At 48.6% G+C, this 26,408-nt stretch carries 18 protein-coding genes; 7 read left to right on the top strand and 11 right to left on the bottom strand.

Annotated elements, in window-relative coordinates; translation table 11 throughout:
* Positions 1-19 precede the first annotated feature (19 nt).
* The 3 genes from ACJJIM_RS21085 to ACJJIM_RS21075 all read left to right on the top strand — a co-directional run bounded on the left by ACJJIM_RS21085 (position 20) and on the right by ACJJIM_RS21075 (position 1,263).
* Positions 20-424: a hypothetical protein gene (locus ACJJIM_RS21085; RefSeq protein ID WP_413664000.1), complete on the top strand. Its 405-nt coding sequence runs from the start codon at positions 20-22 to the stop codon at positions 422-424.
* A 179-nt stretch (positions 425-603) separates the two neighbouring features.
* Complete coding sequence (locus ACJJIM_RS21080; protein ID WP_413663999.1) at positions 604-1,014, top strand: hypothetical protein; 411 nt, start codon at positions 604-606, stop codon at positions 1,012-1,014.
* Between the two features lie 114 nt (positions 1,015-1,128).
* Positions 1,129-1,263 carry a helix-turn-helix domain-containing protein gene (locus ACJJIM_RS21075; protein WP_444911894.1) on the top strand — a complete coding sequence of 45 codons (135 nt, stop codon included), beginning with the start codon at positions 1,129-1,131 and terminating at the stop codon, positions 1,261-1,263.
* 140 nt (positions 1,264-1,403) lie between these two features.
* On the opposite strand, the gene ACJJIM_RS21070 is transcribed toward ACJJIM_RS21075, so the two are convergent.
* Positions 1,404-1,877, bottom strand: coding sequence for a hypothetical protein (locus ACJJIM_RS21070; RefSeq protein WP_444911893.1), 474 nt, complete (start codon positions 1,875-1,877; stop codon positions 1,404-1,406).
* Positions 1,878-2,740: 863 nt separating this feature from the next.
* On the opposite strand from ACJJIM_RS21070, the gene ACJJIM_RS21065 reads away from it, so the two are divergent.
* Positions 2,741-5,836 (top strand): TonB-dependent receptor, encoded by a 3,096-nt coding sequence (locus ACJJIM_RS21065; RefSeq protein WP_444911892.1) that lies wholly within the window; start codon positions 2,741-2,743, stop codon positions 5,834-5,836.
* A 522-nt stretch (positions 5,837-6,358) separates the two neighbouring features.
* Here the strand turns inward: ACJJIM_RS21065 and ACJJIM_RS21060 are convergent.
* The 7 genes from ACJJIM_RS21060 to ACJJIM_RS21030 form a co-directional block, all read right to left on the bottom strand.
* On the bottom strand, positions 6,359-6,823 hold the full coding sequence (locus ACJJIM_RS21060; RefSeq protein WP_444911891.1) for a hypothetical protein: 465 nt from the start codon (positions 6,821-6,823) through the stop codon (positions 6,359-6,361).
* Positions 6,824-7,960: 1,137 nt separating this feature from the next.
* Positions 7,961-8,608 carry a carbonate dehydratase gene (gene can / locus ACJJIM_RS21055; RefSeq protein ID WP_444895517.1) on the bottom strand — a complete coding sequence of 216 codons (648 nt, stop codon included), beginning with the start codon at positions 8,606-8,608 and terminating at the stop codon, positions 7,961-7,963.
* Between the two features lies 1 nt (position 8,609).
* The gene (locus ACJJIM_RS21050; RefSeq protein WP_444892523.1) at positions 8,610-9,434 is read right to left on the bottom strand and encodes a peptidylprolyl isomerase; all 825 of its coding nucleotides are present in this window, start codon (positions 9,432-9,434) and stop codon (positions 8,610-8,612) included.
* A 54-nt stretch (positions 9,435-9,488) separates the two neighbouring features.
* Positions 9,489-10,178 carry a respiratory nitrate reductase subunit gamma gene (gene narI, locus ACJJIM_RS21045; protein WP_282930422.1) on the bottom strand — a complete coding sequence of 230 codons (690 nt, stop codon included), beginning with the start codon at positions 10,176-10,178 and terminating at the stop codon, positions 9,489-9,491.
* A 4-nt stretch (positions 10,179-10,182) separates the two neighbouring features.
* A complete protein-coding gene (gene narJ / locus ACJJIM_RS21040) occupies positions 10,183-10,905 on the bottom strand; it encodes a nitrate reductase molybdenum cofactor assembly chaperone (RefSeq protein WP_444911890.1) in 723 nt (240 codons plus the stop codon).
* A gap of 19 nt (positions 10,906-10,924) precedes the next feature.
* Positions 10,925-12,472: a nitrate reductase subunit beta gene (narH, locus tag ACJJIM_RS21035; RefSeq protein ID WP_282930424.1), complete on the bottom strand. Its 1,548-nt coding sequence runs from the start codon at positions 12,470-12,472 to the stop codon at positions 10,925-10,927.
* Positions 12,473-12,474: 2 nt separating this feature from the next.
* Positions 12,475-16,245 carry a nitrate reductase subunit alpha gene (locus ACJJIM_RS21030; protein WP_444892521.1) on the bottom strand — a complete coding sequence of 1,257 codons (3,771 nt, stop codon included), beginning with the start codon at positions 16,243-16,245 and terminating at the stop codon, positions 12,475-12,477.
* A 320-nt stretch (positions 16,246-16,565) separates the two neighbouring features.
* Here ACJJIM_RS21030 and ACJJIM_RS21025 point away from each other — a divergent pair, with 320 nt between their 5' ends.
* Together ACJJIM_RS21025 and ACJJIM_RS21020 are read left to right on the top strand one after the other, a co-directional pair.
* The gene (locus tag ACJJIM_RS21025) at positions 16,566-18,416 is read left to right on the top strand and encodes a histidine kinase (protein ID WP_444911889.1); all 1,851 of its coding nucleotides are present in this window, start codon (positions 16,566-16,568) and stop codon (positions 18,414-18,416) included.
* Positions 18,417-18,897: 481 nt separating this feature from the next.
* Positions 18,898-19,575 carry a CHRD domain-containing protein gene (locus ACJJIM_RS21020; RefSeq protein ID WP_444911888.1) on the top strand — a complete coding sequence of 226 codons (678 nt, stop codon included), beginning with the start codon at positions 18,898-18,900 and terminating at the stop codon, positions 19,573-19,575.
* A gap of 122 nt (positions 19,576-19,697) precedes the next feature.
* Here the strand turns inward: ACJJIM_RS21020 and ACJJIM_RS21015 are convergent, their stop codons facing one another.
* Positions 19,698-20,897, bottom strand: coding sequence for an alginate export family protein (locus ACJJIM_RS21015; protein WP_444911887.1), 1,200 nt, complete (start codon positions 20,895-20,897; stop codon positions 19,698-19,700).
* Between the two features lie 470 nt (positions 20,898-21,367).
* Here ACJJIM_RS21015 and ACJJIM_RS21010 point away from each other — a divergent pair, with 470 nt between their 5' ends.
* Positions 21,368-21,811, top strand: coding sequence for an SRPBCC family protein (locus ACJJIM_RS21010; RefSeq protein ID WP_413663988.1), 444 nt, complete (start codon positions 21,368-21,370; stop codon positions 21,809-21,811).
* A 279-nt stretch (positions 21,812-22,090) separates the two neighbouring features.
* Here ACJJIM_RS21010 and ACJJIM_RS21005 read toward each other — a convergent pair whose 3' ends face one another.
* Entirely contained in the window at positions 22,091-25,126 is a 3,036-nt protein-coding gene (locus ACJJIM_RS21005; RefSeq protein ID WP_444911886.1) for a S8 family serine peptidase, read from the bottom strand.
* Positions 25,127-25,371: 245 nt separating this feature from the next.
* Positions 25,372-26,391, bottom strand: a complete 1,020-nt coding sequence (rtcA, locus tag ACJJIM_RS21000) for an RNA 3'-terminal phosphate cyclase (RefSeq protein WP_444911885.1) — start codon at positions 26,389-26,391, stop codon at positions 25,372-25,374.
* Positions 26,392-26,408 lie beyond the last annotated feature (17 nt).

The following is a 26,408-nucleotide window of genomic DNA, read 5'->3' as shown; positions in this document are numbered from 1 at the left end:
AAGCACGTTAGTGTAAATTATGAAAAGATACGGCTACAAATTCGCCAAAGATGATGGCGGGCTATCTAGATTAAGTGGGCTCCGCTTCTTTATCGGGCTATGTGCTTTTTTCAGTACAATCGCCAGCTTGATTTTCTCTGGTGAGAGCTACTTAAAATTATATTTAGCCTCACTCTTCGCTTTTTGGCTTGCGGCCTTCTTGGCAGAAGTTATCCCCAAAGTAAGATCTTACCCAGTTATATTTTCCGCAATAACGGCAAGTATAATTTTCTGGATTGATCAGAGAAATGTTTTTATAGTCCGTCAATGTGAAAACTGGAAATGTGTTAATGTTGAAGATTTAAGCGGTAAAATAATATATTTGGGTTTTTGTGGATTAGTAATAATTGCTTCTCTGTGGTCTTTGCGAAGACAGTCACACTAACGCATATAGGTATCATTCGACCCATTGGCACGAAAATACTATATGGATATAGTGCACCAATAAACGACATAGCTTCAGCACACAATAGTAGCTTATAATTTATTTAAAATTTAATTTCTGTGCGACATATACCATCAATAATTGCTGCAATTCTTATTCCTTCGATAGTACTTTTGCTAATGGCCGGCACGTTTGGATTTTCTAAAATAAATTCAGCCGGCCCAGCATTTATTTTTATTTTTTCAATCCCTATATCACTAGCACACATGATTATTTATGTACCACTTGCATTAATCATAGAACGATACTTTGGGTTAAATCTATTCAAATGTATTTGTCTAGGCCTAATTGTTGGCTCACTATACCCTGGAGTTAATGCTTGGCCGTATCCTGATGGAAGTTACATTGGTAAGGTTGAAGATACTTTAATGGGCATAGATGTGATCAAAGCAATTAATGGCTATCCAACGCTTTTGGGTTGGTTAATTTACCTAAAGCATGTACTTACAGTAGGCCTCCTTTTTGGAGCTACTAGCGGTTTAGGTTACGGTCTTTTTTATAAAAGGCCAGTATCCTCTATCCATAGATAGAGAGATCTAATTGTTATAGATATATTCATCAACATCTCATAAATAGCCCTCAGGTACACTGAATTTTTTATGTCATACGTTTCTACAGAGCACTTGAGATAAAAGTACAATGTATTGCTGGTACGAAAGTTAAGGCTGCAACATGGCATGACTCAGGAGCAATTAGCACAGATTACATGGCTCAGTGTGCGTACCGTTCAGCGCACCGAAAGAGATCAACATGTTGGTTTGGAATTGCCAATAAAATAAGAATCTAATTTCCCTGGTATAGTCGCACTTTATGAGAGCCAAAGTTTGTCCAGACTAAAAATTCTTGATCGGTAAAGTCCCTAATATTTTAGGGACGTAATAAGATTGGCAGTTAAATAAATTTCTGATTATAACTTTGCCTACCCCCAAAATTTTTTACGAATAGACTTCCAAAGTTTGCCGAGCAGATCCTGATTGGAGCGAGAGGCAGATTCTACAATGGCTCTATGCATCTCCTTTTCAGACTCAGTAAATTCACTTCGATATTTTTCTTCAATCTGTTCATAGGTCAGCCCTTTTGCCTTCATAAACCAAGACAGGAGCTGCCCTAAGTAAGATATTTTTTCTCTTGTTTTTTTCAGCTCATGATTTCTCTGCAACACAGCGCCCTCACCTAACATCTTCCAAATACCAGCTTCAATCTGTTGAGCTTGCTCTACAGAAAGCTGTTTATCTTTAGTTGCTTCTTCAAACATTTCATCTGCAAGTGCCTGTACATTATCTGGCATAGTCGAAAGTGGAACGGAATACTCCTGCTCTCTGGTTTTATAATCTTGGATAACAGCCTGTAATACATAAATTATTGCAGCAATTAGAGTGGTGATAAATTTCATTGTTACGCCTCTATTGGTTGACTATTTTATAAAAGTATTTTGAATTCAAGTTGCTCTTCTAGGAGCCAAGACATATCTATATAGGTTCCCCCTAAAAAGACTGGATTAGCACCCTACTGATGGATCAAGAACGGAAGACATGCACCAAATCAGAGCATAAAAATCACATGCCTGAAAAATGCTATAAATTTAATATATAGAATTTTTACAAAAATTTGTTTGATGAGTTGTACATCCTGTTCTATAGAATACGTATCGAAATTCACCAAATAGAATGACATGCTTTTAATAGAATAAGCTTACCTGGAAAAATATCTGTCAGAGGAAAAACAAACGCCAGAATTTAAATTCAAAAACTTTTAAGTATTAGAGTGTTATGATTGTTTTGATATTTTCTACATACTTTAGGCAAGGCCATGGTTCTTTGCTGGCATACCTATCTAGTCAGGATCAGGTTTTCTAAACAACCATCACATTTAATTTATATTCTGCTTTAACGAGTAATAAGCTAAATCAAACTAGATATTAACCAGATGATATCTATTAGAAAATCTTTCCTTCATAGGTTATACAGGTGCAATTATTCTGTCCCTCGTCAATCTTCTGAGGGAACTTACATTAGATCAACAATATAAATATGAGATCCTGAGGGAAATTATTTATAGGAAGAACTTCTATTTAATTAAGATATAGATGCCTACCAACCATTCAGGCACGCTTTTCAACGCTCAGACTTCTGTTGTGCCCAATTCTTGTGCGTTACTTAAAAAAAGTAAAATTTTTAAACTTTTAACCTCTTTTTTATCCCCCCTAATATCATTTTTTTACGTCTTCAATCTAGTTGGGCCCCAAGGAAGGCAGTTTTGGCCTTGAAAAAAAATAATAGTGAGCATAAGAGAGAGAAACTCAGTATGATGATGCGCCTTCGTAAACAAAAAAATTTGATTGCTCAAGCAATCCCCGCCACAAACCCTAACGACTATTCAACCCCCTGGTACAGTGTGGCAATTGCCTGTTTGGTAATAAATACTGCATCTGTGGCAGCATTTGCCCAGGAGGGGCAAGGGGACAAGCCCAGTAACTATTCTGGTTCGGCTATTGAAGAAGTTACGGTTACAGCACAGAAAATTGAGGAAAGCATTCAAGATGTTCCTATTGCAGTCTCTGCGCTATCTGGGGATAACATGGATGCTTTAAAGATTGAAGGGGGCAATGAACTGCTGCGAGCCGTTCCCAATGTTAACTTCTCCAAAACAAACTTTAGCTCATACAATTTCTCTATTCGAGGAGTGGGAACTCAGTCAATTTCTGCCAGTAGTGATCCTGCCGTTGCAGTAAGTTTTAATAATGCTTCTTTAATCAGGAATCGTCTGTTTGAGCAGGAATTTTTTGATGTACAGCGGGTAGAAGTTCTGCGTGGCCCTCAGGGCACATTATATGGTCGTAACGCCACTGCTGGTGTGGTTAATATGTTACCAATCATGCCGGAAGATGAATTCGCCTCAGAGATTGAGGTTGAAGTGGGCAATTATAATAGTAAGCGCACCAAGGGTATGTTGAATATACCATTGGGTGAAACCATGGCTTTCCGCTTTTCTGGAGCCATGACCAAGCGGGATGGCTTTGATTACAATACTTATACCAAGAATGATGTTAACGACCGGGATCTCTACTCAACGCGTGCCATTTTTGAATGGACTCCCAGTGATAAGTTTAATGCTAATTTGATTTGGCAACACTTTGATGAAGATGACAAGCGATCCCGCACCGGTAAGCAGCTTTGTACTACTGACCCCGGTGATGCAATGGTCGGTGATACGGAAACAACACAGTTTACTCAAGCAATGACAAGTCAGGGCTGTTTGCCTAGCTCGCTATATAGTAGTGATGCTTTTAGTGCACCCAATGGGGCTGGCCTTGCTTATATAGTTGCACCGACAATGCTTATCCACCCAAATCTTTTTCAAGATGGTAGTCTCACAAATCTCCCAAATCCCTACAGTGGGGTTGATCAATCACGTGATTTACGTGAAATATCCACTAGTTTTGATCCGGTATTTCGTGCAGAAAATGATTTAGTACAACTGAATTTTGAATGGGCTTTATCTGATACTCTGACATTTTATTCTCAGTCTACCTATGCTAAGGACGATTACTACTCCTCTCAGGACTATAATCGTTTTACAACCGGCGCGGTCTTTACTGACTCAGCAGAACTTGGTGATAGTTGGGCATTAGGCCCTACACCTGGAGGAATTTATACCGACCCACAACTCGGTGCCTCTGATGGTATTTTGGCAGTAGATATAAGCCGCTCTGATAATGAACAGTGGAGTCAGGAGTTCCGTTTGCAAACAGCTTTTGATGGCCCCTGGAATTTCTCCGTTGGTGCAAACTACCTGAATTTTGAAACCCAGGATGATTACTTTGTTTTTAATAACATGTTCACCATGATTTCTGAATATGTTTACAGTCGGGGATACGATGAAGATGGCAATATCATTCCGATAAATTGCATTGACCCCGCCACAGATTTATCTGGGGATGACTGTATATATGTAGACCCTAATTCGTTAACCAATGTTGATGAAATGGGTCATAATTATTTTCTTAGCCGTAATTTGGTAGAAACTAGTTCCTGGGCTGTATTTGGTGAGGCATATTGGCAAATTACTGACGATGTAAAACTTACCACTGGTCTACGTTATACCAATGATGAAAAGACCACAAATCCTGTACCTAGCCAGTTATTACTTGGTAATTATTATGAAGATGGTGAAACTTATTCAGGTCGCAGCTCAGGTGGTTATTCCAATATGGGATATCCTGAGGGTGAGGAGTTTTCTCAGGATTGGCAAGAGTATACCGGGCGGGCAGTGCTAGACTGGCGAGCAGATACTCCCTTTACCGATGATACTATGTTCTACGTTTCTTTTGCCCACGGTTATAAAGGAGGCGGTTCTAACCCACCACGTGCGGTGATTGATCCAGCGCGGGTTCAATACCAAGATTTACCTAATACTTTTGAACCTGAATTTGTAAATTCCCTTGAGTTCGGTACCAAGAATGTTTTGCTTGATGGCCGTTTAAACTTAAATGCAACAGCTTTCTATTACGACTATACCGATTACCAGGTTTCCCAGATTGTTGATCGTATCGCATTAAATGAAAACTTTGATGCAGAAAGTATGGGACTGGAGTTAGAGCTGGCATGGCAAATGACAGAGAGCACCAGGATGAATATGAATGTGGGTTACTTGAGAACCCGCATAGCAGAAGGGGAGGAATCCATAGATGTTATGGACCGCACCCAGGGAAATGAAGACTGGACAGTTCTACGGCCTAGCTTACAGGTACCCTCCAACTGTATTGCTCCGGTAGAATATGTAGAAGCTGCTATGACTGCCTTGGAAGGATTTTTTGGTGTAGTCCCCCTTTGGGCATTATGTGCGGGCTCACAGCAATGGGGCGTTTACTCTGATTCTATTGAAAATCCAAACTTCCGATGGGATCAAATGCTGGCTCTTTTCGGTTACGATCTGGGCGAATATAACCCACTTACTGATGCCCCCAATGGCGGACGCGGTTTTTCTGCTGATCTAAGTGGCAATGAACTACCAAATGCTCCTAAGTTAACGTTTAACTTAGCAGTGGAGCATGTTATTCCCCTTTCAGATTGGGAATTAGCTTTACGTGCAGATTACTATCGACAGTCTGAGAGTTATGCGCGGGTTTATAATACCGAGTATGACCGCTTAAAAGCCTGGGATAACTTCAATGCATCAGCGACCCTTACTCATCCGGAATCAGAATTGCAAATGCAGTTATATGTGAAAAATATCTTTGATGATACGCCTATCACAAGCGCCTTTACCAATAGTGATGACTCCGGCCTTACTACCAATGTATTCACCCTGGATCCGCGTATTATAGGCTTTAGTCTAAATAAGCGTTTCTAATTTTTATATTTCCAGTAAGGCACTAATAGTTCTATAGTGTCTTACTGGTTTTTCAGACTGGCTATGCCTGAAAACACCTCTATTTCTAACCTTCTTTTCACTCATATAAATCATCGATCAATCGTGTAGCGGGCGGTTGATGATTGTTTGCTAGGACTAGCCACACACCTCCCAATTGTACTTTATTTTGGGAATAGCCTAGTCTCTCTGCATTGTCTTCTTATTAAGGCCTAAAGTAACTTTGAGCCAAAAATGCAAGTTTATACAATCTATAAACAAATAGTTAGGTAAAACTATATAGCCGTACATTTGATACATTATTAACGTGCCGAGTTAATAAAGCGAGCGGGTCAACTAATGGCAGGCATATTAAAAAAAGAGGATAAGAATTTTTTTTCAGATAATGATTGATATTTAGAAACAGATATCTTGGTTTTTTTATGAATATACAGACGGGGAAAAAGTAGAGCAGCCAGTACTTTCTGACTACTCTACTTTAGATATTGACCTTTTAAAGGTTACTTATGGCACGAAAGATGCCTGGGGATTTGTGGAGATAGTACCGGTTATTTTGCAGTCGCTACCAATACCAACGCTTGGGAGTACCGCGGCATTAAAAGTAATTTCTCCGGTAGATTGGTTAAAACTACCGGTAATATCACCAAAACAATTGCCGGTAATAGCTGCAACAGTTACATCTTTTAGGGTAACGGTATTCCCTGCATTACCTACCAATGTATAGGGCAGATTGGTAAAGCTAACTGCTCCACAAAGGAAACCAGTATTCAGTGACAAGCTGCCCACAGAGGCGTTACCTGCTGAATTTGTAGTAGAACTACCGGATAGACCACAAGTAAGGTTTATACCCTTAGATACTTTTATATCACCGACATTGGCCAGGCCAATGGTACCTTGGGGAGACCAGGTGTCAGCGGCTGCACCGGTGCTAACAATTGTCAGGGCGAGCGCGGTAAGGATCTTTTTCATGTTCATTATTTCCTATTTTTAGTAATTAGAATAGGTAGAAGCATGAATACGCTGGGTATTCATCCCTTACGGGTAATGCATCTACATTAATCATCGCTGGAGAAGCAAAAAATTGGGCCCACTTAAACTGCAGTAATATTCAACTTCCAAGTCCTCTTATCTCCACTCCTATAAGACGCTTTTCTCCGTCAGTTCGGAGGGATACAAATTTTGATAAACATGGTATTTGATGCCAGTTTTAGTTATATTTTTTCCGTGAGGATAAATATCGGGAGCGCTTATTAATTTTATGAATTTATAAATTACTTAATGATTTTCATTTATTCGTGAATATATTTATTTATAATAAGTAAGCCACAATCTGGGGGCGTAAAACTCTTTATCTTTGCCTGCTTATCCTTAATTTCTTGTTACTAAATTTGAATATTTTTCAAATATTGAATTTCCAGTAATCGAAGGTTTTAAGATAAATATTTTTGTCTCCTATCGATGTTCGAAAATCAGATAGACCTCAGGCGATAAAGTGGCATAGAAAGTAGCGTTTTTAGGAAAAGCAGAGTGCTACGAGGAGCGGCAAGCGCAGAGTAGATGAAAGAGAGATTTTAGCGTATGACTCACATATCCAAATTGATGTTCAAATGATCAATTTGGTTTTGTACTTCTAAAAGTTGCTCAGCTCGTTCTAGGGTTTGGCCTTCAATTTTTGCTAACGGATTATCTCCTCACCAAAATCTATCTCTAGCTCTTATTACGCCAGTATCCCGTGATCTTGAGTGCATTGGCTTTATTTCGCAGCTTGGGTAATTCAGGTATTTGAGGGCCCTATCAGTAATAAACCGCTATTTATTTATCATATTAGGGATTTAATCACTGTGTCTTGCACTCAGTGCAGTATTGGGAGTTAGAAGAAATAGAGATAAGCATGGGGCGAACATGTGATTGAGGATAACGGTATTTATGGTTACCCTCTTTGCAGTTTGGAAAGAGACGGCGGTATCGCTCCGCCCCACCTGATGCTGATAGCCGTCTGCTTTAGCAGAAGCCAAGTAGAATCGAACGTAGTATTACTAAAAAATATTTAAACGCAACTGCGCTATTTATACTTATGGTCTCGAAGGGGATAAAGCAGTTATAAACTCACCCCACCTCCTGCACCTCACCATAAACATGATAAATCTCTGGCACCTGACCGCGGTCGTCCATCCGCATTCCCAGATCTCTAATCAGGCCGTCGCGAATATCGTAGATCCAGCCGTGCAGGCTCAGGCGTTGGCCTCGGTCCCATGCGTGCTGGACTATTTTGGTCATGGCCAGGTTTTGTACCTGCGCCATCACATTTAATTCACAAAGGCGCGCTGAGCGGGATTCTTTATCGAGGGATTCCAGCTCTTGCCGGTGGCGGGCGTAGACATCCTTGATATGGCGCAACCAGTTATCCACCAGGCCACATTCGCTGTGGCCCATGGCGGCCTGTACACCGCCACAACCGTAATGGCCACACACCACCACGTGTTCCACCTTGAGTACTTCTACGGCGTATTGCAGCACCGAGAGGCAATTAAAGTCTGTGTGTACCACCACGTTGGCGATATTGCGGTGAACGAACAGCTCCCCCGGTGCCATGCCCACAATCTCGTTGGCGGGCACGCGGGAATCGGAGCAGCCGATCCATAAATACTTGGGTACTTGCAGGCGGCTCAGGCGTTGGAAAAACTCCGGGTCCTGTGCCGTCCTATCCTCTGCCCAGGCGCGATTGCGCGCGAACAATTGGCGAATCTCTGCCACCTCAGTGGGCCTCCCCCGATAAATCCAGGCCAGAGATTTGCGCGGCCTGCACCATTTTTTGCAGGTAGTCGCTGGTCATCCGGCGGCGGCGTTTTTCGGTCAGGTATTCCTCGATTCGCTCCGAGACATATTCGTATTCCAGTGGGCGGCCCGGTTCGCATTGCTCCACATAAATCAGGTGCACACCGTAGGGGGTCTCCACGGGTTCCGCTACCAATCCGGTGCCCTGCTCGAACACTGCGCGCTCGAAGGAGGCGACGGTGTCACCGCGCCCCACTTGGCCGAGGCTACCACCGGCTTCGGAGGAGGAGCAGGCTGAGTGGGATTGGGCCAAACGAGCGAAAGATTGAAGCGGATTGGAGTCGGCGCGAATCTGTTCCAGCATATTCTCGGCTGCGGTGCGTGCCTTGGCGCAGGCCTCGGAGTCATCCGGTGCGGCCGGGATCAGGATATGGCGTACTTCTGCAAGGGGATCGGAGCGGAACTTATACGGGTGGGCTTCGAAGTACGCGCGGCACTCGGCGTCGGTTGCCGGGTTCACCTGTAGCTCGCCTTTTAATAGATCTGAGACTGCGCGATCGAAAGCCTCACTGTGCAAGTCTTCGTCGGCAGCGCAGAGCCCCTGCCCTGCGGCTCGATCACGTAAAAGCCAGCCGATAACCAGAGCGCGTGCGGCGCAGTAAATCGCCTGACGCGGAGAATCGGCAGGCTGGTACTGCATCTCTTGGTAAATCAGGTCGGCGGGGATTTCAGTTCCGTTGACGGCCACTACCTCGGCCATCTCAAATTCGCCGCCGGCAGCATCAGTGGCCAGTAATGTATTCATGACTCAACTCCACACTGGGCCCGCTCATGGCGGGCCATTTAATAGTTGCAGGGATTAGCGCGCGGCTTTGGCGCGAACTACCTGGTAATTGCGGCGGAAGTACTGCACCGGAACACTCCATACGTGTACCAGGCGGCTGAAGGGGAACAGCAGGAACAGTGTCATGCCGAGGAAAATATGCAGCTTGTAAATGATGTTCACTCCGCTGATCGCGGCAGCTGCACCGGCACCATCTAGCGTGACAATGGACTGAGCCCAAGCCATCAGTTTGAGCATTTCAGCACCGTCCATATGGCCGGCAGATACCACAATACTGATCAGGCCGAGGATCAATTGGGCGTAGAGCATCAGCAGTATGGCCAAGTCCATTTTGGAAGTGGTGGCGCGTACACGCTTGTTGGTGAGGCGGCGCTTCACCAGAATGGTGAGACCGATAAAGCAGATCACCCCGAAGAAACCACCGATCCCCATTGCCATCATCTGCTTGGTGGAAGCTTCAATGCCGAGGAAGTGCCACACCGCTTTGGGTGTGAGTAGGCCGACAAAGTGGCCCGCGAGAATGGCGATCACCCCGATATGGAACAGGTAACTGCCGATGCGCAATTGCTTGCGCTCCAACAACTGACTGGAGCCGGTGCGCCAAGTGTACTGATCCCGGTCGTAGCGGATCAGGCTACCCACCAGAAATACCGTGAGGGCGACAAAGGGGTAGATGGCGAAGAGCAGCGTATTCAGATAGTTCATCTTGTTACTCCTGTGGTGCGGGCTGGGCAGAATTCTGCGCGGCGTTGGCCCAGTTAAGGGGCTGGCCGTCGCGCAGCTGCGCATTGCTGGGCCGCGTTATTGACTGGTCGCAACTATTGGCGCCGCTAAAGCTAACGGCCTCTTCCTCCCAGATCTTGTCCAGCGCCTCGGGGGTATCGTCACGTTCTTCGTTGGCGACTTCTTCCTTGAGTGCTGTCAGATCGACATATACCCCGGCCATCTGCAAGAGCGCATCCATCAGCAGGTGATAGGGACTCTCACGCTTGGACAGGCGCGCGCTCAACAGGGCAATCACATGGGTAATATCGTGAACCCAGCCGTAGGCTGCTTCCCCCTGGGTGGCACAGAACTCTAAGTAGGTGGGCAGGTAATCCGGCAGTTCGCGCTCATTCAGCTCAAGGCCGGCGCTGCGATAGCGCGCGGTCAGGTCTACCATGGCTTGGCCACGATCACGGGATTCACCGTGGATATGCTCGAAGATATGCAGGGATACAGCGCGGCCGCGCTCGAACAGACCGTCGTATTCGCTCTGCCAATCGAGCGCATCCATACGCTCGTAATGGGAGATAAATGCCAGCAGCTTGTCGCGCAACGGAGCATCCAGATCCTCGGATTCAGCCAACCAGCTGGTCAGCCCATCCAGGTGCGCCACCAGCTCATCGGACGGGTAATCCAGCAGGCGGGCGATCAGGTTTAGTACTTTCATCGGTATTCTCCGCTCGACCTTAGTCGACTACTTTGGCGGGTATTACTTCGCGCACTGCGTGCTGCTTGCCACCGAAAATATTGGTGCTGTCGTTGCCGGTGCTACAGCCGTTGCCGAAGCTGAAACCACAGGAGGACTTCATGTCGTAGGCGTTTTCGGCGTAGGCCTTATGGCTTGAGGGCACCACGAAGCGATCCTCGTAATTGGCCAGTGCCATGTAGCGATACATCTCTTCTACCTGGGCTACGGTCAGGCCAGCCTCTTCCAGCAATTCGCGCTCCTGAATGCCGTCCACATGGATGCCGCGCATATAGGCGCGCATCACAATCATGCGTTCCAGGGCACGGGCCACTGGCTTCTCGTCGCCGGCGGTGAGCAGGTTGGCCAGGTATTGCAGCGGGATACGCAGGGTGGAGAGATCGGGGATCTCGGCGCCGCGACCCACGGTAACGGTTTCCACTTGGCCTGCCTGTACTGCGTTCTGGATCGGAGACAGGGGTGGCACATACCAAACCATGGGCAGGGTGCGGTATTCCGGGTGCAGCGGCAGGGCGATCTGCCAGTCGATAGCCATCTTGTACACCGGGGACTTCTGCGCAGCTTCGAGCCAGGCTTCGGGGATACCTTCGGCGCGGGCAGCTTCCTGGACCTTGGGGTCGCTGGGGTCGAGGAAGATATCGCACTGGGCCTGGTAGAGCGCTTTTTCGTCTTCTACGGAAGCGGCTTCCTCAATACGGTCTGCGTCATAAAGCAGTACGCCCAAGTAGCGGATACGGCCCACACAGGTCTCGGAGCAGATGGTTGGCTGACCCGCCTCGATACGTGGGTAACAGAAGATACACTTCTCAGATTTACCGGTTTTCCAGTTGTAGTAGATCTTCTTGTAGGGGCAGGCGGATACGCACATGCGCCAGCCGCGACATTTGTCCTGATCGATCAGAACAATGCCGTCCTCTTCGCGCTTGTAGATGGCACCGCTGGGGCACGCAGAAACACAGGCCGGGTTGAGGCAGTGTTCGCACAGGCGCGGCAGGTACATCATGAAGGTGTTTTCAAATTCACCGTAAATATCGGCCTGCACCTGCTCGAAGTTTTTATCCTTTTTACGTTTCTCGAATTCGGTGCCGAGAATCTCTTCCCAGTTGGGGCCCCATTCGATTTTTTCCATACGCTCGCCAGTAATCAGCGAGCGCGGGCGGGCTACCGGCTGGTGCTTCTGCTCCGGAGCCTTGTGCAGGTTCTGGTAGTCGAAGTCGAACGGCTCGTAGTAGTCGTCGATCTCCGGCATATCCGGGTTGCCAAACAGGTTGGCTAGTACGCGGTGCTTGCCACCAATCTTCGGCTGCAATTTACCGTTCTTCTTGCGGGTCCAGCCGCCGTTCCATTTGTCCTGGTTCTCCCACTCTTTGGGGTAGCCAACACCGGGTTTGGTTTCGACGTTATTGAACCAGGCGTATTCAACCCCTTCGCGGGAGGTCCACACATTTTTACAGGTCACCGAGCAGGTGTGACAGCCGATACATTTATCGAGGTTCAGCACCATGCCTATCTGGGCTCTAACTTTCATTGCTACACCTCCTCTCGCGTCGGCTCTTTGACGTCTTCGCCATCCAGCCAATCGACCTTGTTCATTTTCCTGACCACCACAAATTCATCCCGGTTACAGCCCACAGTGCCGTAGTAGTTGAAGCCGTAGGACTGCTGGGCGTAGCCACCGATCATATGGGTGGGTTTCATCACCGCGCGGGTTACGGAGTTGTGGATACCGCCTCGGGTGCCGGTAGTTTCCGCTCCCGGTGTATTCACGATGCGCTCCTGGGCGTGATACATCATGGCCATACCGTCGGGCACTCGTTGAGATACCACTGCGCGGGCAGCAATGGCGCCGTTGACGTTGAAGATTTCGATCCAGTCGTTGTCTTCAATACCTGCCAACTTGGCGTCGTACTCACTCATCCAAACGATGGGGCCACCGCGAGACAGGGTGAGCATCAGCAGGTTGTCGGAGTAGGTGCTGTGGATGCCCCACTTTTGGTGCGGGGTGATCCAGTTCAGCAGGATCTCCTTGTTACCGTTGGGCTTCTGGTTCAACACCGGTTGCACGGTTTTCAGGTTGATCGGCGGCTTGTACACACACATGTTTTCGCCGAAGTCACGCATCCACTCGTGATCCTGGTAGAACTGCTGGCGGCCGGTGATGGTGCGCCAGGGGATCAACTCGTGCACATTGGTGTAGCCGGCGTTGTAGCTCACATGCTCATCTTCCAGGCCAGACCAGGTGGGCGAGGAGATAATCTTGCGGGGCTGTGCCACGATATCGGCGAAGCGAATTTTTTCGTCTTCCTTGGGCTTGGCCAAATGGGTGTGATCGCGACCGGTAATCTCACCGAGGGCTTCCCAGGCCTTCACGGCTACCTGGCCGTTGGTTTCAGGGGCCAGTGACAGGATCATCTCCGCAGCATCTACCGCACTGTCGATACGGGCGCGGCCATCGCGAGCAGTCTCATCTTTCCAAGTGCGATTGAGCTTTTTGAGGAAGTCCACCTCGTCATCAGTATTCCAGCTGATGCCCTTACCGCCGTTGCCGAGTTTCTCCAGCAGCGGGCCGATAGAGGTAAAGCGGTTGTAGGTGTTGGGGTAGTCGCGTTCCACCTCAATCATGCTCGGCGCGGTAACGCCGGGGATCAGGTCGCACTCGCCTTTCCACCAAGCCTGTACACCGAACGGCTGGGCGATTTCTCCGGGGGTATCGTGGTGGATCGGCAGAGTCACCAGATCCTTTTCCACCCCCAGGTGGCCATCGGTCAGGTTGGAGAATTCCTTCGCTATGCCTTTGAAAATTTCCCAGTCACTTCGCGCTTCCCAGGCCGGGTCCACCGCCTTGGTGAGCGGGTGAATAAAGGGGTGCATGTCTGAGGTGTTGAGGTCGTCCTTCTCATACCAGGTGGCCGTCGGCAATACGATATCGGAGTAGAGACAGGTGGTGGACATACGGAAGTCCAGTGTCACCAGCAGATCCACTTTGCCCTCGCTGGGGGCGTCATGCCAGGCCACGTCTTCTGGTTTTTTGCCGCCTTCTTCACCCAGGTCTTTGCCCATCAAACCGTGCTTGGTACCGAGCAGATGGCGCAGCATGTACTCGTGGCCCTTACCAGAGGAGCCGAGCAGGTTGGAGCGCCAGATAAACATATTGCGCGGGAAGTTCTGCGGGTTATCCGGGTCCTGGTTGGCGAATTTGAGCGCACCGCGCTTGAGCTGCTGCACCGTGTAGTCTTTGGCAGACATACCGGCGGCGGCGGCATCTTTAGTCAGTTGCAGAGGATTGATCCCCAGCTGCGGCGCGGAGGGCAACCATCCCATACGCTCGGCGCGGCTGTTGTAGTCGATGATGGAAGCCTGCCACTTGCTCTTGTCGGCCAGCGGCGAAACCACTTCATCCATCTCCAACTTCTCATAACGCCATTGGCTGGCGTGGTTATAGAAGAAGGAGGTACCGTTCATATGGCGTGGTGGACGCTGCCAGTCGAGACCGAACGCGAGTGGGGTCCAGCCGGTCTGTGGACGCAGTTTTTCCTGTCCCACATAGTGAGCCCAACCACCGCCGCTCTGGCCGATACAACCGCACATCATCAGCATATTGATGATCCCGCGGTAGTTCATATCCATGTGGTACCAGTGGTTGAGACCCGCTCCCAGAATTACCATGGAGCGTCCACGGGTCTTGTCGGCGGTGTTGGCAAACTCACGGGCAACCTGGATGACATTCTCACGACGACAGCCGGTCACCTTTTCCTGCCAGGCGGGGGTGTAGGGCTTGTCTTCGTCGTAGCTCTGAGCACAGTTGGGGTCGTCGAGGCCGTGCTCGACACCGTAGTTAGCCAGGGTCAGGTCGTAGACGCTAGCTACTTTTAGAATCTCGCCATCTTTGTTTTGAACAAGCTTCACCGGCACCTTGTAGTCGATTACTTCATCGTGTTCGGTGTGCTGGAAGTAATTGTGCTCGTGGGTCTGGCCGCCGAAATAGGGGAAGGCGACCTGTGCGATTTCATCGGCACAGTCTTTGAGGCTGAGCTTCAGCTCCAACTCTTCGCCACTGCGACCATCGCGCTGCTCAATATTCCACTTGCCACGGCCTTCTTTCGCTGAGGGCTCTCCCCAGCGATAACCCATGGAGCCCTGAGGGGAAACCAGCTGGCCATCGTGATTTACACCGATGGTTTTCCATTCCGGGTTGTTATCCTGGCCGAGGTTGTCCGCCAGGTCAGAGGCGCGCAGGAATCGGCCCTGTACCAGCTTGCCGTCGCGCTCTTCCAGGGTCACCAACATCGGCATATCGGTGGTGGTGCGCACATACTCGGTGAAGTAGGCGCTGGGCTTGTCGACGTGGAATTCTTTCAGGATCACATGGCCGAAGGCCATCGCCAGAGCCGCATCGGTACCCTGGCGCGGTGCCAGCCAGGTGTCGCCAAACTTGGAGCACTCTGAGTAGTCAGGAGTGACCACACAGGTTTTGGCGCCCTTGTAACGTACTTCACTGAGGAAATGCGCGTCCGGGGTACGGGTCTGAGGCACATTGGAGCCCCATACGATCAGGTAGTTGGAGTTGTACCAGTCGGCGGACTCGGGTACGTCGGTTTGCTCACCCCAGACCTGCGGTGAGGCGGGCGGCAGGTCACAATACCAGTCGTAGAAACTCAGGCAGTTGCCGCCGATCAGAGACAGATAGCGGGCACCAGCGGCGTAGGAGACCATGGACATGGCGGGAATCGGCGAGAAGCCGGTCACCCGGTCGGGACCGTATTTCTTGGTGGTGTAGACGTTGGAAGCGGCAATCAGCTCGTTGACTTCATCCCACTTGATCCTCACAAAGCCGCCCATACCGCGGCGCTCTTTGTAGGACTGTGCCTTGGCCGGGTCTTCGACAATACTGGCCCAGGCCTCCACCGGATCACTGTGTCTCAACTTGGCTTCGCGCCAGAGTTTTACCAGACGTTTGCGGATTTTCGGGTACTTGAGGCGGTTAGCCGAGTACATATACCAGGAGTAGCTGGCACCACGGGGGCAGCCACGAGGCTCGTGGTTGGGCAGGTCCGGGCGGGTGCGCGGGTAGTCGGTCTGCTGGGTTTCCCATGTGACCAGGCCGTCTTTGACGTAGATCTTCCAGCTGCAAGAGCCGGTACAGTTCACCCCGTGGGTAGAGCGCACGATCTTGTCGAACTGCCAGCGACGACGGTAGCCATCTTCCCAGCTGCGGTCGTCATTCGTCTTTTCCCCGTGTCCTCCGGAAAAGGGCTCTTTTTGTTTCTTCAGATATTTCAGTCGGTCCAGGAAATGGCTCATGCGGTACTCCCAGGGCATCGGCATGCGGTTAAAGCATCGGTTTACCGGGAATATAAAAGGGAGGGACGGCAGGATCACCTGACCAAAAAGGGGTAGAAAAGCGACGAACTACCCCCGAATGGGTAGGGAAACGACGCCAGGGGGCCGCTATGGTGGAGCCCTATCCCAGCAATAACAGGGCCTCTGTGCAAAAAACAGGCGTCAGGTTAAATTATGTGCAAAACTGGCGATCTTTAGTGGTACCCACAACTTTGTGCGCCAATGGACGGCACAATAGAGATCAGCCATCCACAACCGCCCCAGGGCGAAGTGAATCCGATATGCTGAACCGAATTCGACAGTCCATCGTCTACCGCATCGGCACCCTGATGCTACTCACTGTGCTGGTAGCACTGAGCTCTATGGTGGCGTCCTATATTATCTCCGATGCCGCCGAAAACGATGCCGCCGCCGTTAACCTGGCCGGCTCATTGCGGGCTATGAGCTACCGACTTGCGGCCACCGCACCCTCCGGGGATGTCGAAACCACAGCTGAGTTGGCAGATGAGGTGACCGCACGCCTGACCCGGGTCCTCAGCATTTCCGACTTCACTGCCAGCGATAACCTGCCCGCAGCCCGCAATTACCGCAAGGTAATCGAAAGCTGGGAGGGAGAAATCCGCCCACTGCTGGAGTCCATTGCCGCCGGGCGCACCTCCATGGACTCCTTGCAGTTAGCCAACCGCCTGGAGCCCTTTATCGGTGATGTGGATACACTGGTGTTTGATTATCAGACCATCGCCGAGGAAAAAATAAGCCTGCTGCGTTTGGTGCAGGTGGGCTCACTGTTTGCCATTGTGACCCTGGTGTATCTCTCTTTGTGCATTCTGCACCGCTCTGTGGAGCAGCCTCTCAAGCAGCTGACCAACCGCTCCCTGAGCATCGCCCAGGGAGACTTCAACCAAAACCGCCTGGAGATTAACAGCGAGGACGAGCTGGGGGTTTTAGCGCGCACCATCAATTATATGAGCGATGAAATTCATGCGACTCACCGGGATCTTGCCCATCGCGTGGAGCTAAAAACCTCTCAATTACAGAAGAGCCATAAAGCGCTGGACTTCCAATACCGCTTGGCACGACGGATCAGCGAGGGCCCGCTCACAGGGGCGGAGTTGGGCCAATGGCTGGGAGAGTTCGCCAATGTCGCCAGCCTGGACAACCTGGATCTGTGCCTGATGACCCCGGAGGGCGAAGCGCCCTACGAGCATCTGGTACAGGGGCTCGGCAACACTCAGTGCACTGGTAGTGAATGCCATATCTGTGTAAACACCTGCGGCCCCTCTGATGAAGACCAACAGCGCGTGTACCGATTCCCACTGGAAGTGGACAAACGCAATTACGGCGTACTCACCTGCACCCTGCCCCGAGGTGAGAGCCTTGATGAAGAACAGCAGCAGCGCTTGGCTACCTTTGCCGACAGTGTCACTGCGGCCATCGCCATTAATGAGCGGGAGGCTCAGGAGCGCCGTGTTGCCCTACTGGACGAGCGCGCGATCATCGCCCGGGAGCTACACGATTCCCTGGCCCAATCCCTGTCCTATCTGAAAATTCAGGTTACCCGGCTCAACCGCGCCAATCGCAGTGAGCAGGTGGACAAGTCCAAGGTGGAAGAGATTATTACCGAGCTGAAAGAGGGGCTGGATTCCTCTTACCGTCAGCTACGCGAACTGCTCACCACCTTCCGCCTGCAAATAGGACCCGGCGGCCTGCGCAGTATCCTGGAGCAATCTATCCTCGCTTACCGGGAGCAGCACCCGCAAATTAATGTGCTGCTGGATTACCATCTGGACGAGGTGCCCCTCACTCCCCACGAGGAAATTCACCTGTTACAACTGGTGCGCGAAGCCTCGCAAAACGCTGTGTACCACTCCCAGGGCGACATGGTGCAGATCAGCCTGACCCAGGCCGACAACCACTCCCTCAATGTACGCATCCTCGACAACGGCATCGGTATCAGCAACGCGCCGGAGAAACGCAATCACTTCGGTATGTCGATCATGCAAGAGCGCGCCAGCAACCTGAATGGCAATCTGAATATCCGCCGCCGCGACGAAGGGGGCACCGAAGTGCGCTTCAACTTTATTCCCCTCTACGCCCGCGAGCGGGAATTGGTGTGGAAAGACGTGGGGTGATAACTCTCTACCTTTATGAAAGGTCACTCGGAACGAACACATTAGTGCCGCCCCTATCATTCGAAATCCGCCAGTATCTTTATTACTAAAAAGGGAGAAGGAGAGAATACACCGCGCTCGGGACCCTATGAGGCATGGATGCCGATTAGGAGCTTGCAGGGATGTATTCACTGCGTGTCTCGAGTGCGGTGTATTCTTTCCTTCCACCCCAGTAGTAACTATCTTCAACGACCTTATTACCTATCCAAGCGCTCTCCCATCCTGAAGCCCCTCCGACACCCAAGTAACTATCGTCAAAAATACTGACTCTTAAATTGACCCCCAAGGGCCAATAGCGAGCCCATATGCTACAAGTACTTATCGCTAGCCTATCCCGTGATTCACACCGATGACATTGGTGAATATCAGCCCCCTCGATGGCCTGGCACCCAACCATTCCATCAAGCAATGACTATATCGATTTAATAGAGAGGAGAGGTTTATGAAACTGAGTTCATTGCCCAGAGCCACTTTCTTAATGTTGGCAGTATTTCTGCTGGCTTATTCTGCATTCACGATTTCCGATAGCCATAACAAAAAAGAGAAAGATCCATCAGCTGCCAAGCATGGGGCTGGTGGTGAGAAAGCCTGGTCCAAAGCGGGCAATGACAAGATGTTCACCATCTTTAAATCTGACTTAACCACCGCTAATGAGAATATGCTCGGCAAGAAGGTGAATCCGCAAACCCCCAAAGATGCCGATGGCTTCTTTATTGGCGCCTACGACAAACAGTCACATGTGCTGCACTTTATGGTGGGCTACAGCGATCTATCAAAGGGCGGGGTGGCAATGTCGCACTTCCATATGCAATGTGCAGGCGATGGAAAAGAGCCCCCTATTTGCAAGCCGGGTAAACCTAGTGGCCCGATTATCCAGACTATCTGCGGAATGCCCAATCACCCGGGTATGGTCCCGGACTGGCCCGAGACTAAAACTGACAAGGGCAAGCACGGCCTGGCAAAAAAATGTGCTGAAGGCACCAGTGGATATATTATGGGCAAGTGGATGGTGGAGGAGCCCTATCGCAAGGCGCTAATGGATGGGAAGGTCTTTGTTAACTTGCATACCCAGCTGGACCCCAAAGGTGAGGTTTCTGGCCTGTTAACAATGGATAAGTAGATTACAAATTTACTGACGCGTCTATAAGCCAGAGTTTACTGGTGAGACAAGAAAAAGCTGGGCTTCGTTATGTACAAGCCCAGCTTTTTTATATCTACTTGAAAATTGTTAATTAACAAAAATCAGAATTTTGCTGTAAGCATCAACCAGAGCTTATCGGTATCCTCACTATATTCATCTGCATCGTAAGCGGCATACTTTACCAACGCTGAGAAATATTCATTAAACTCGTGACCGTAACTGATATTCCACTCAGTCCCGTAATCTGCTGAACCTTCATTGGCTTCAAAACTGTGGTAAGTAATTCCCAAGTCTCCCCCGGCAAGTGCCAGGCTGGCACCGAGATATAAATCTTCAACACCATCTGCTGGAGTTTCAATAAACTTATCTGTGTAGCCCTGGAATTTGTGTAGTGTCGCCAGTGGTGTGCTAAAACCCACACCGTCGTCAGAACCCAGAACTTCATAACCCAACTTGCCTTTTACCAGCCCCAATGGTGCGGCAACTTCAGCAAGGTAATAATCGGCTGCAAAATTACTGGGATTATTGCCGATATCCTCCTGGCGGGCATAACTCAGCTGAGTTTCGAACAGGCCAAAATCTCCCCGGTAAGCGGCACCGAAAGTACGGGATGAGAAGTTCTCAGCATTATCCAGGTCCAGGTTGTAGAAGAAGGCAGTTAACTTATGCGCTTCTACCAGTGGATAGCTGGCATGAAACAGTTGAATATCCCCATCCAGGTCCGATAAGTCACTGTCTTCACCAAAAATACGGTTTACGTTGTAGATATAACTGTAATCCAGCTGTAACTCCCCTTCCCCACCAAATTGGTAACGCAGGCCGTCATATGTTTGTTCATTCTGGCGCCAACCCACACCACCGATAAAACGCTGTCCATCCAGGTTAATTCGCTGTCGACCAGCAATCACCATGGAGTTGAAACCACTGTACTTTAAATAGGCTTGATTAACCTCAGTGCCCTGGGGGTCGGCAACGACGGGGTGCTCGTTATTGCCATTCACTGTGGAATTGTAATTGTCGTTGCCAATTTCACTAATGTTATCCACTTCAAAAAACGCATCAAAACCACGATAACTGCCACTGGTCCAATTCAGGCGGGTTCTCAAGGTTGAGGCAATAGCAACATCGTCCATATTGTCCTGATCAACATTTTCTATCCGGTAGCGAAGATTTACCCCCGCCTGCCCTGAAGTCAGGGCATCAGTAAGTGTGGCGCTTTCATTCTCTGCTGCAATTCCCTGAGAGCCGGAAATGCCAAGGATGATGGCCGCGATTACGGTGGATAATTTCTGTTGTTTCATTCGCCGTTCCTTTGCAAAAGATTAAGTAGAAGGCAACCGCTGAAACAGGATTCATTCCATAAAATAATTCCAATATTCAGCAGCCATCCCAGGTGCGGGGAGCATTATGCAGCTCGAGTAGCAACTTAGCTATTGATATAAATCAGTGAAATTGTCTTCTTCTAAATATATTCAGCTCTTTTACAATTTAATTTAACTGAGACACATCAACCACTTGAAATCAGATCTTCCATAGCTAAATAAAATAGAAAAAAACAGCTTAATGGAACATTTTGAACAAATTTAACTAATATAGGTATTAAAAAATCATAATAAACACCAGTTACTATGAGTGAAATAAAAGAGTAATACCATTAGGCCGGCTCAATAAACCAAATAATTTCAGCTTAAACATTTGCAAGAATAGTATTTAACGCTAAAACTAATATTTAAAATCTATCCAAAGAAAAAACCTAAGTGGGAGGAGAGTTATGTCTGACTATACCGTATCTTTCTTTAGTCCAGTTACACAGGAAAGAGCTTATCTGGCAGTAACTGAACAAATGCCTAAGTGGTGGACTCCCACAAGCGCTCCGTTCTTGGCAGTTGACGATATCGCCAAAACTGGATTTACAGGGAAGTCATATTGGATATTTCGCGCCAAAAAATTAATACCTATGCAGCTGATAGAACTCGAATGTATACAGTCTTTTATGATCTCAGAATATGTTGATGATCCCAAAGAGTGGGAAGGAACCACACTACGTTTTGAATTTAGCAGTGCCAACAATGGAACCGAAATCATATTCACTCATATTGGCCTATCCCCTGACATTAAATGCTGGGATATGTGTAAGAGTGGTTGGGACCACTATCTACTCGGCAGCTTGAGGGACTTCCTGGAAAGTGGTGATGGCAGGCCAAATAGTTATTAATATCGCGGGGCAGAATACGTGACACCGTTTGCGTATTAATACTTGAACTAACCTGGCCGTAACAAAAGAAAAGATCAATAACTACGAAAACCAATAGTCAGTTATTGATTTTGACAATTGTAAAAACTATGGAATTTTATACGGACTTGACTAACTAAACGGTACTTCAAAATCCATGCTATGCATTATTTTTAATAGTAAAAGTAGATAAGAGCTTAAACTTGCAGCAATCCCCATCAAGGGATGGGGATTGCCAGACTTAATCAAGTGTACTTGAGTTTATAACTCTTCAAGGGTATCCGACAGCACACCCAACTCCATATCTACGTTTTTCACGTTCATATGAGATGGTCCTGCACTCACCGGATCCCAGCCATCCTCACCTTCTAAACGCTGGCAGAGTTCATCTATCTCGCAGATAACACCATCATTATCGACATCAGTACCAGCCATCACACCAAAGCCTGATTCCGAGGTCGCATCCAAAGATGGTGAGGTGTAACTATAACTTCCCAGCTCAGGATCATAAGTTGCCATCACCCGACCAACAGCTTCGCCAGTTGCAATATCTACAAACTCCACATATATGGCACCAGCATAAGAATTTGAAGCAACATCCTCACTGGCAATCTGCACCGACACCCACAGATCAAATCGGGTATCTGTAGATGCTGTAAAGCTGACGGTGCCGGTATAGCGTCCGGCTTGCATGGCATCGGTATCTACAGTAACTCGATAACTACCAAGTCCGCTTGATTCCTCATCCAGGTAAGTAGCACTTAACCAAGAGTCTGACACGCTAACTTCAGCCACCGAAACTCCCGATGTATCGGCGAGCAGCTCAATATCCAGCTCGGTCTGGGTCCACAACTCTCGCTGGTGGCCATTCTCGACATAAAGGCGACCAGCCATAGTTGAGCCAGTGGCCTGGGCTCTTGCCGAGGCAACAGCGAGCTCCGCATCAATTTCACCATATCCGTAAAAGGCATCCGGTGTCTCGCCGTATGAAACCTTGAAGTCTGTGACTAACCCATCAAAGTCGTCGGGAGTCATTGACTCCCACTCCTCTTTCATAAGAGCAATAACACCAGCCACGTGAGGTGCGGCCATGGAAGTGCCCTGCATCCCCGTATAGGTAAATTCTATTTCCCCACTTTCAGTTTCTTGCCCGACCGTGCTAATCACACCACCGTCGGCATTGAACTCTCCTGTCTCCCCCCCCGGCGCAGTCAAATCAACAACGGAGCCATAATTGGAGTACCAGGCAGATTCGCCCCCCTCTCGAGTCGCAGCTACCGTCACAACCCCGTCTAGGCCTGCTGGTGAGTAATTAGTAGCATCATCTGTAGAATTACCGGCAGCCGCAACCACTATGACACCCGCCTCACGAGCTGCGCTTACCGCATCCTGCAAGGTCTGGGAGTAGCCCCGCCCACCAAGACTCATATTGATAACATCTGCTTTGCGATCGGGGACTGTGCCAGAATCATTGGTAAGGCCCGCTGCAAAATATATGCCTTGTGCGATATCATAATCACTCCCGCCGCCGTAGCCGAGTACCCGCACAGGCATAATCTTGGCGTTATAAGCAACCCCTGCAATACCGACGCCGTTATTGGCCGTTGCTGCGATAGTGCCCGCTACATGGGTTCCGTGCCAAGAGTCAAAAATGCTGTTGGGATCGTCTCCCGGATCTTCTGGATTAGAGTCAATACCGTCCCCATCCAGTGCTGCTCCGCTATCACTAATCATGTCGTAGCCAGAAACTAACTGGCCCTGCATATCAGGATGCCCGGATAAAATACCCGTATCCAATACCGCGACAATTGCCCCTTCACCCGTAGAAGTTGTCCATGCATCTGATACAGCAATTTGCGAGTAGTGCCACATTCTGGGGTAAAGTGGGTCGTCAACTGACTGACTTTGGCGAATACGGTTTAATTCCACATACTCAAACTGACCGGTGGCATGGAGGCCCTTAAGTGCATCAATGGTCTCCAACTTGAACTGCACTTCACTAGGAACTTTTATTCCAATGCGGCTTAAATCTGTAACAGTGCCGGTTGCCTTAGCCTTACCAAACCCAATTGCAGCTTGATTAGCATCTAACAGCATCGGTCGATGAGTTCCAGAACTTCCCTTAATCGCACCCACTGAGTCCAGCGCTTGTATACCAGCAGCTTTAAGACTGGGCTTAAGACGAGCTACTAGCTGATTGGCCACAAAATTGTCACTAGCCCGGATTCCTTTTCTTGCACCGGCAACCGTCGGAACTGAAGACAATCGCATTCGGTATGCTGAGGCACCCCAGTAAGCATGTGTAACTACATAGTAAGTACCGTCTTCAGGTACCAGCACAGACTCCTCATCTTCAACACCATATGAACCTTCTACCCAATTTCCAGATTCATCGATGAGATACAGGTCAATATCTGCACTGCCATCATTCCACTCCTGCATGTGGAGGAATACTTCTTGATTCTTTTTTAGGGTAGTGAGATAAAAATCGTACCGACTTTCCTCGGAGCTGCTATCTAATCGGCTTACAAAACCAGACACTTCGCTAATACTTGAAATTGCCTGTGCATCTTTCATGAGGTTATTAGGCATGTGCTCGGTGTTTGAATCATTGGTGTCGCTATCAACAAATACACCCTGCAAAAGCGACAACTGGCCCGAGATAAGAAACTCTCCGTTGCTGACGATTACGCTAATAGATTGTTCACTAGTCAGCCCCGTTTGATCGTCCACCACAAGATGAACTTCATATTCTCCGTTTTCTTGGTATTCATGCTCGGGCTGTACACCCTCACCGGTATTACCATCACCAAAGTCCCAAGTGTAGAGTAATTCGCTACTTTCCACATCAGTACTTTCTGATGCATCAAACTTAATTGAACGAGATTTAACATCTGGTTGGCTGTACGAAAATTTTGCAACCGGTTGTGAATTTTTTAGTGCTGTAAACGTTATCTCGGCTGTATCCGTGGCTCCATCATTATCAGTTACGGTCAGCTTAATCGTGTACTCCTGATCTGCGGTTTCGTCTGCATAAAAAGTATGCTCGACATCCTTCCCGTTAGCACTACTACCATCGCCAAAATCCCAGTCGTAGCTATTAATATTGCCATCACTATCACTGGAAGCAGATGCATCAAAGCTAACAACAGCTGGTGAGAGCCCTGATTCAGGAGATAAAGTAAAACTGGCTACTGGTGCCTGATTCGATTCAGATGTTGATGACCCTCCGCCACCACATGCCGTTATTATCAGAGCTAGCATAGGAACCGCTAACTTTAGGAAATTAGTGCTCATTCCTATAAATTCCTTTTATAAGTTTGTAAAAAGTTCATCAAGAAAAAATGTCGCAGAAAGAGAAATTAAAAAAGATATTCGCTAGTCTGAGCATTAATGCCAAAATCAGTACCAAAGCACCTCTAACGCTTGCAGAAATCTCCTTTATTTTCCTTGTAGGATGAGTAAGAAAAAGCTTCTTTGAGGGGGGCTATGATAACCTAAAACTATTTTCATCCGATAACTATATTTTTCTCTGAAGAGCTTTAAGTATCACCAACCCAAACCTCCCAGTCATTGTCACAAAATTTTGTTAACTGTATTTCCGTACCAATAACATTCCTAATTACCTCGATATTGGTCAGAAGATGTGGGCTAGGATTTATAGTGCGAAAACGACCACCAGTGCCCAGGGCCATCGGCAGTAACAACTGATCAGCCAAATACTCACCAACCGGCACGCTAGAGTTTAAATATCTCTGCATTTGTGAGATTCCACGCTGTGCAACTCGCTCGGCACTCAGCCCCTGCTCACCCGTAGATTCAAAAACTTCTGTCACTTTTTCAAATTGCAACCGCAACGATAATAAGTTACCCGGCCCCTGGGATTTCACCTGCCTTTGATGCAATTGCTCCGATGGCCATTCGCACTTTCTGTGCACCTGTGCCAGTTCACGCTGGGCCACATGAGCGGGAATATAGGCAGAGGTGGCAACTGCTTCGCGATTCAGAAGTTCGCCGCGTTCCGTCAGTTCCAGCTTTGACCACTGTGATAACGGCTGGACACGAGCACGCCAAGAGCCCCCTCCGGCGGGGTAAAAGCCATAATCATCCAGAGCCACTTCTACACCTGCGCCCATACGAGCCAACAAAGGCAAATAAGCATGGACCATAAAATCGAAACTGGGAGCACTTTTATTATGGGTGCCACCTTCGAAGCGCAACTCACTGGCACTATCGGCCAATAATAGCGGTAGCAACACGGTTTGAAACACCAAACTGGTACTACCGGCCGAACCAATAGGAAAGTGGTATTTACCGGGACGCACTTTTCCCGGTGCAAAAGTAATTTCCGAAGCACCCAATTGTTCGCCGCTGACTTCGGCATGGCTAATCGCTTTGGCTGCTCGCAAGCAGGCTAGGTGCTGACGCAACAAACCGGGTTTTTTACGACCTGCTCGAATATTCTTAATTCGAACCGGTACCCCTAAACAAACAGACAAGGTGAGGGAAGTCCGCAAAATCTGTCCGCCGCCCTCCCCCTGGGCGCCGTCTATCTCAATCACTATCTAATTCCTTAAAA

The organism is Microbulbifer maximicatervae (SeqCode), from assembly GCF_052467615.1.
The sequence above is the reverse complement of the archived record's forward strand: the minus strand, read 5'-3'. Positions and strand labels throughout refer to the sequence as shown.

What these genes read in the sequence shown, in the direction of transcription:
- ACJJIM_RS21015 (WP_444911887.1), bottom strand. Translation starts at nt 20,897, where the DNA reads ATGAAACAACAGAAATTATCCACCGTAATCGCGGCCATCATCCTTGGC.
- ACJJIM_RS21020 (WP_444911888.1), top strand. Translation starts at nt 18,898, where the DNA reads ATGAAACTGAGTTCATTGCCCAGAGCCACTTTCTTAATGTTGGCAGTA.
- narH (WP_282930424.1), bottom strand. Translation starts at nt 12,472, where the DNA reads ATGAAAGTTAGAGCCCAGATAGGCATGGTGCTGAACCTCGATAAATGT.
- ACJJIM_RS21030 (WP_444892521.1), bottom strand. Translation starts at nt 16,245, where the DNA reads ATGAGCCATTTCCTGGACCGACTGAAATATCTGAAGAAACAAAAAGAG.
- narI (WP_282930422.1), bottom strand. Translation starts at nt 10,178, where the DNA reads ATGAACTATCTGAATACGCTGCTCTTCGCCATCTACCCCTTTGTCGCC.
- ACJJIM_RS21080 (WP_413663999.1), top strand. Translation starts at nt 604, where the DNA reads ATGGCCGGCACGTTTGGATTTTCTAAAATAAATTCAGCCGGCCCAGCA.
- ACJJIM_RS21005 (WP_444911886.1), bottom strand. Translation starts at nt 25,126, where the DNA reads ATGAGCACTAATTTCCTAAAGTTAGCGGTTCCTATGCTAGCTCTGATA.
- ACJJIM_RS21085 (WP_413664000.1), top strand. Translation starts at nt 20, where the DNA reads ATGAAAAGATACGGCTACAAATTCGCCAAAGATGATGGCGGGCTATCT.
- ACJJIM_RS21060 (WP_444911891.1), bottom strand. Translation starts at nt 6,823, where the DNA reads ATGAAAAAGATCCTTACCGCGCTCGCCCTGACAATTGTTAGCACCGGT.
- ACJJIM_RS21070 (WP_444911893.1), bottom strand. Translation starts at nt 1,877, where the DNA reads ATGAAATTTATCACCACTCTAATTGCTGCAATAATTTATGTATTACAG.
- narJ (WP_444911890.1), bottom strand. Translation starts at nt 10,905, where the DNA reads ATGAAAGTACTAAACCTGATCGCCCGCCTGCTGGATTACCCGTCCGAT.
- ACJJIM_RS21050 (WP_444892523.1), bottom strand. Translation starts at nt 9,434, where the DNA reads ATGAATACATTACTGGCCACTGATGCTGCCGGCGGCGAATTTGAGATG.
- ACJJIM_RS21025 (WP_444911889.1), top strand. Translation starts at nt 16,566, where the DNA reads ATGCTGAACCGAATTCGACAGTCCATCGTCTACCGCATCGGCACCCTG.
- ACJJIM_RS21010 (WP_413663988.1), top strand. Translation starts at nt 21,368, where the DNA reads ATGTCTGACTATACCGTATCTTTCTTTAGTCCAGTTACACAGGAAAGA.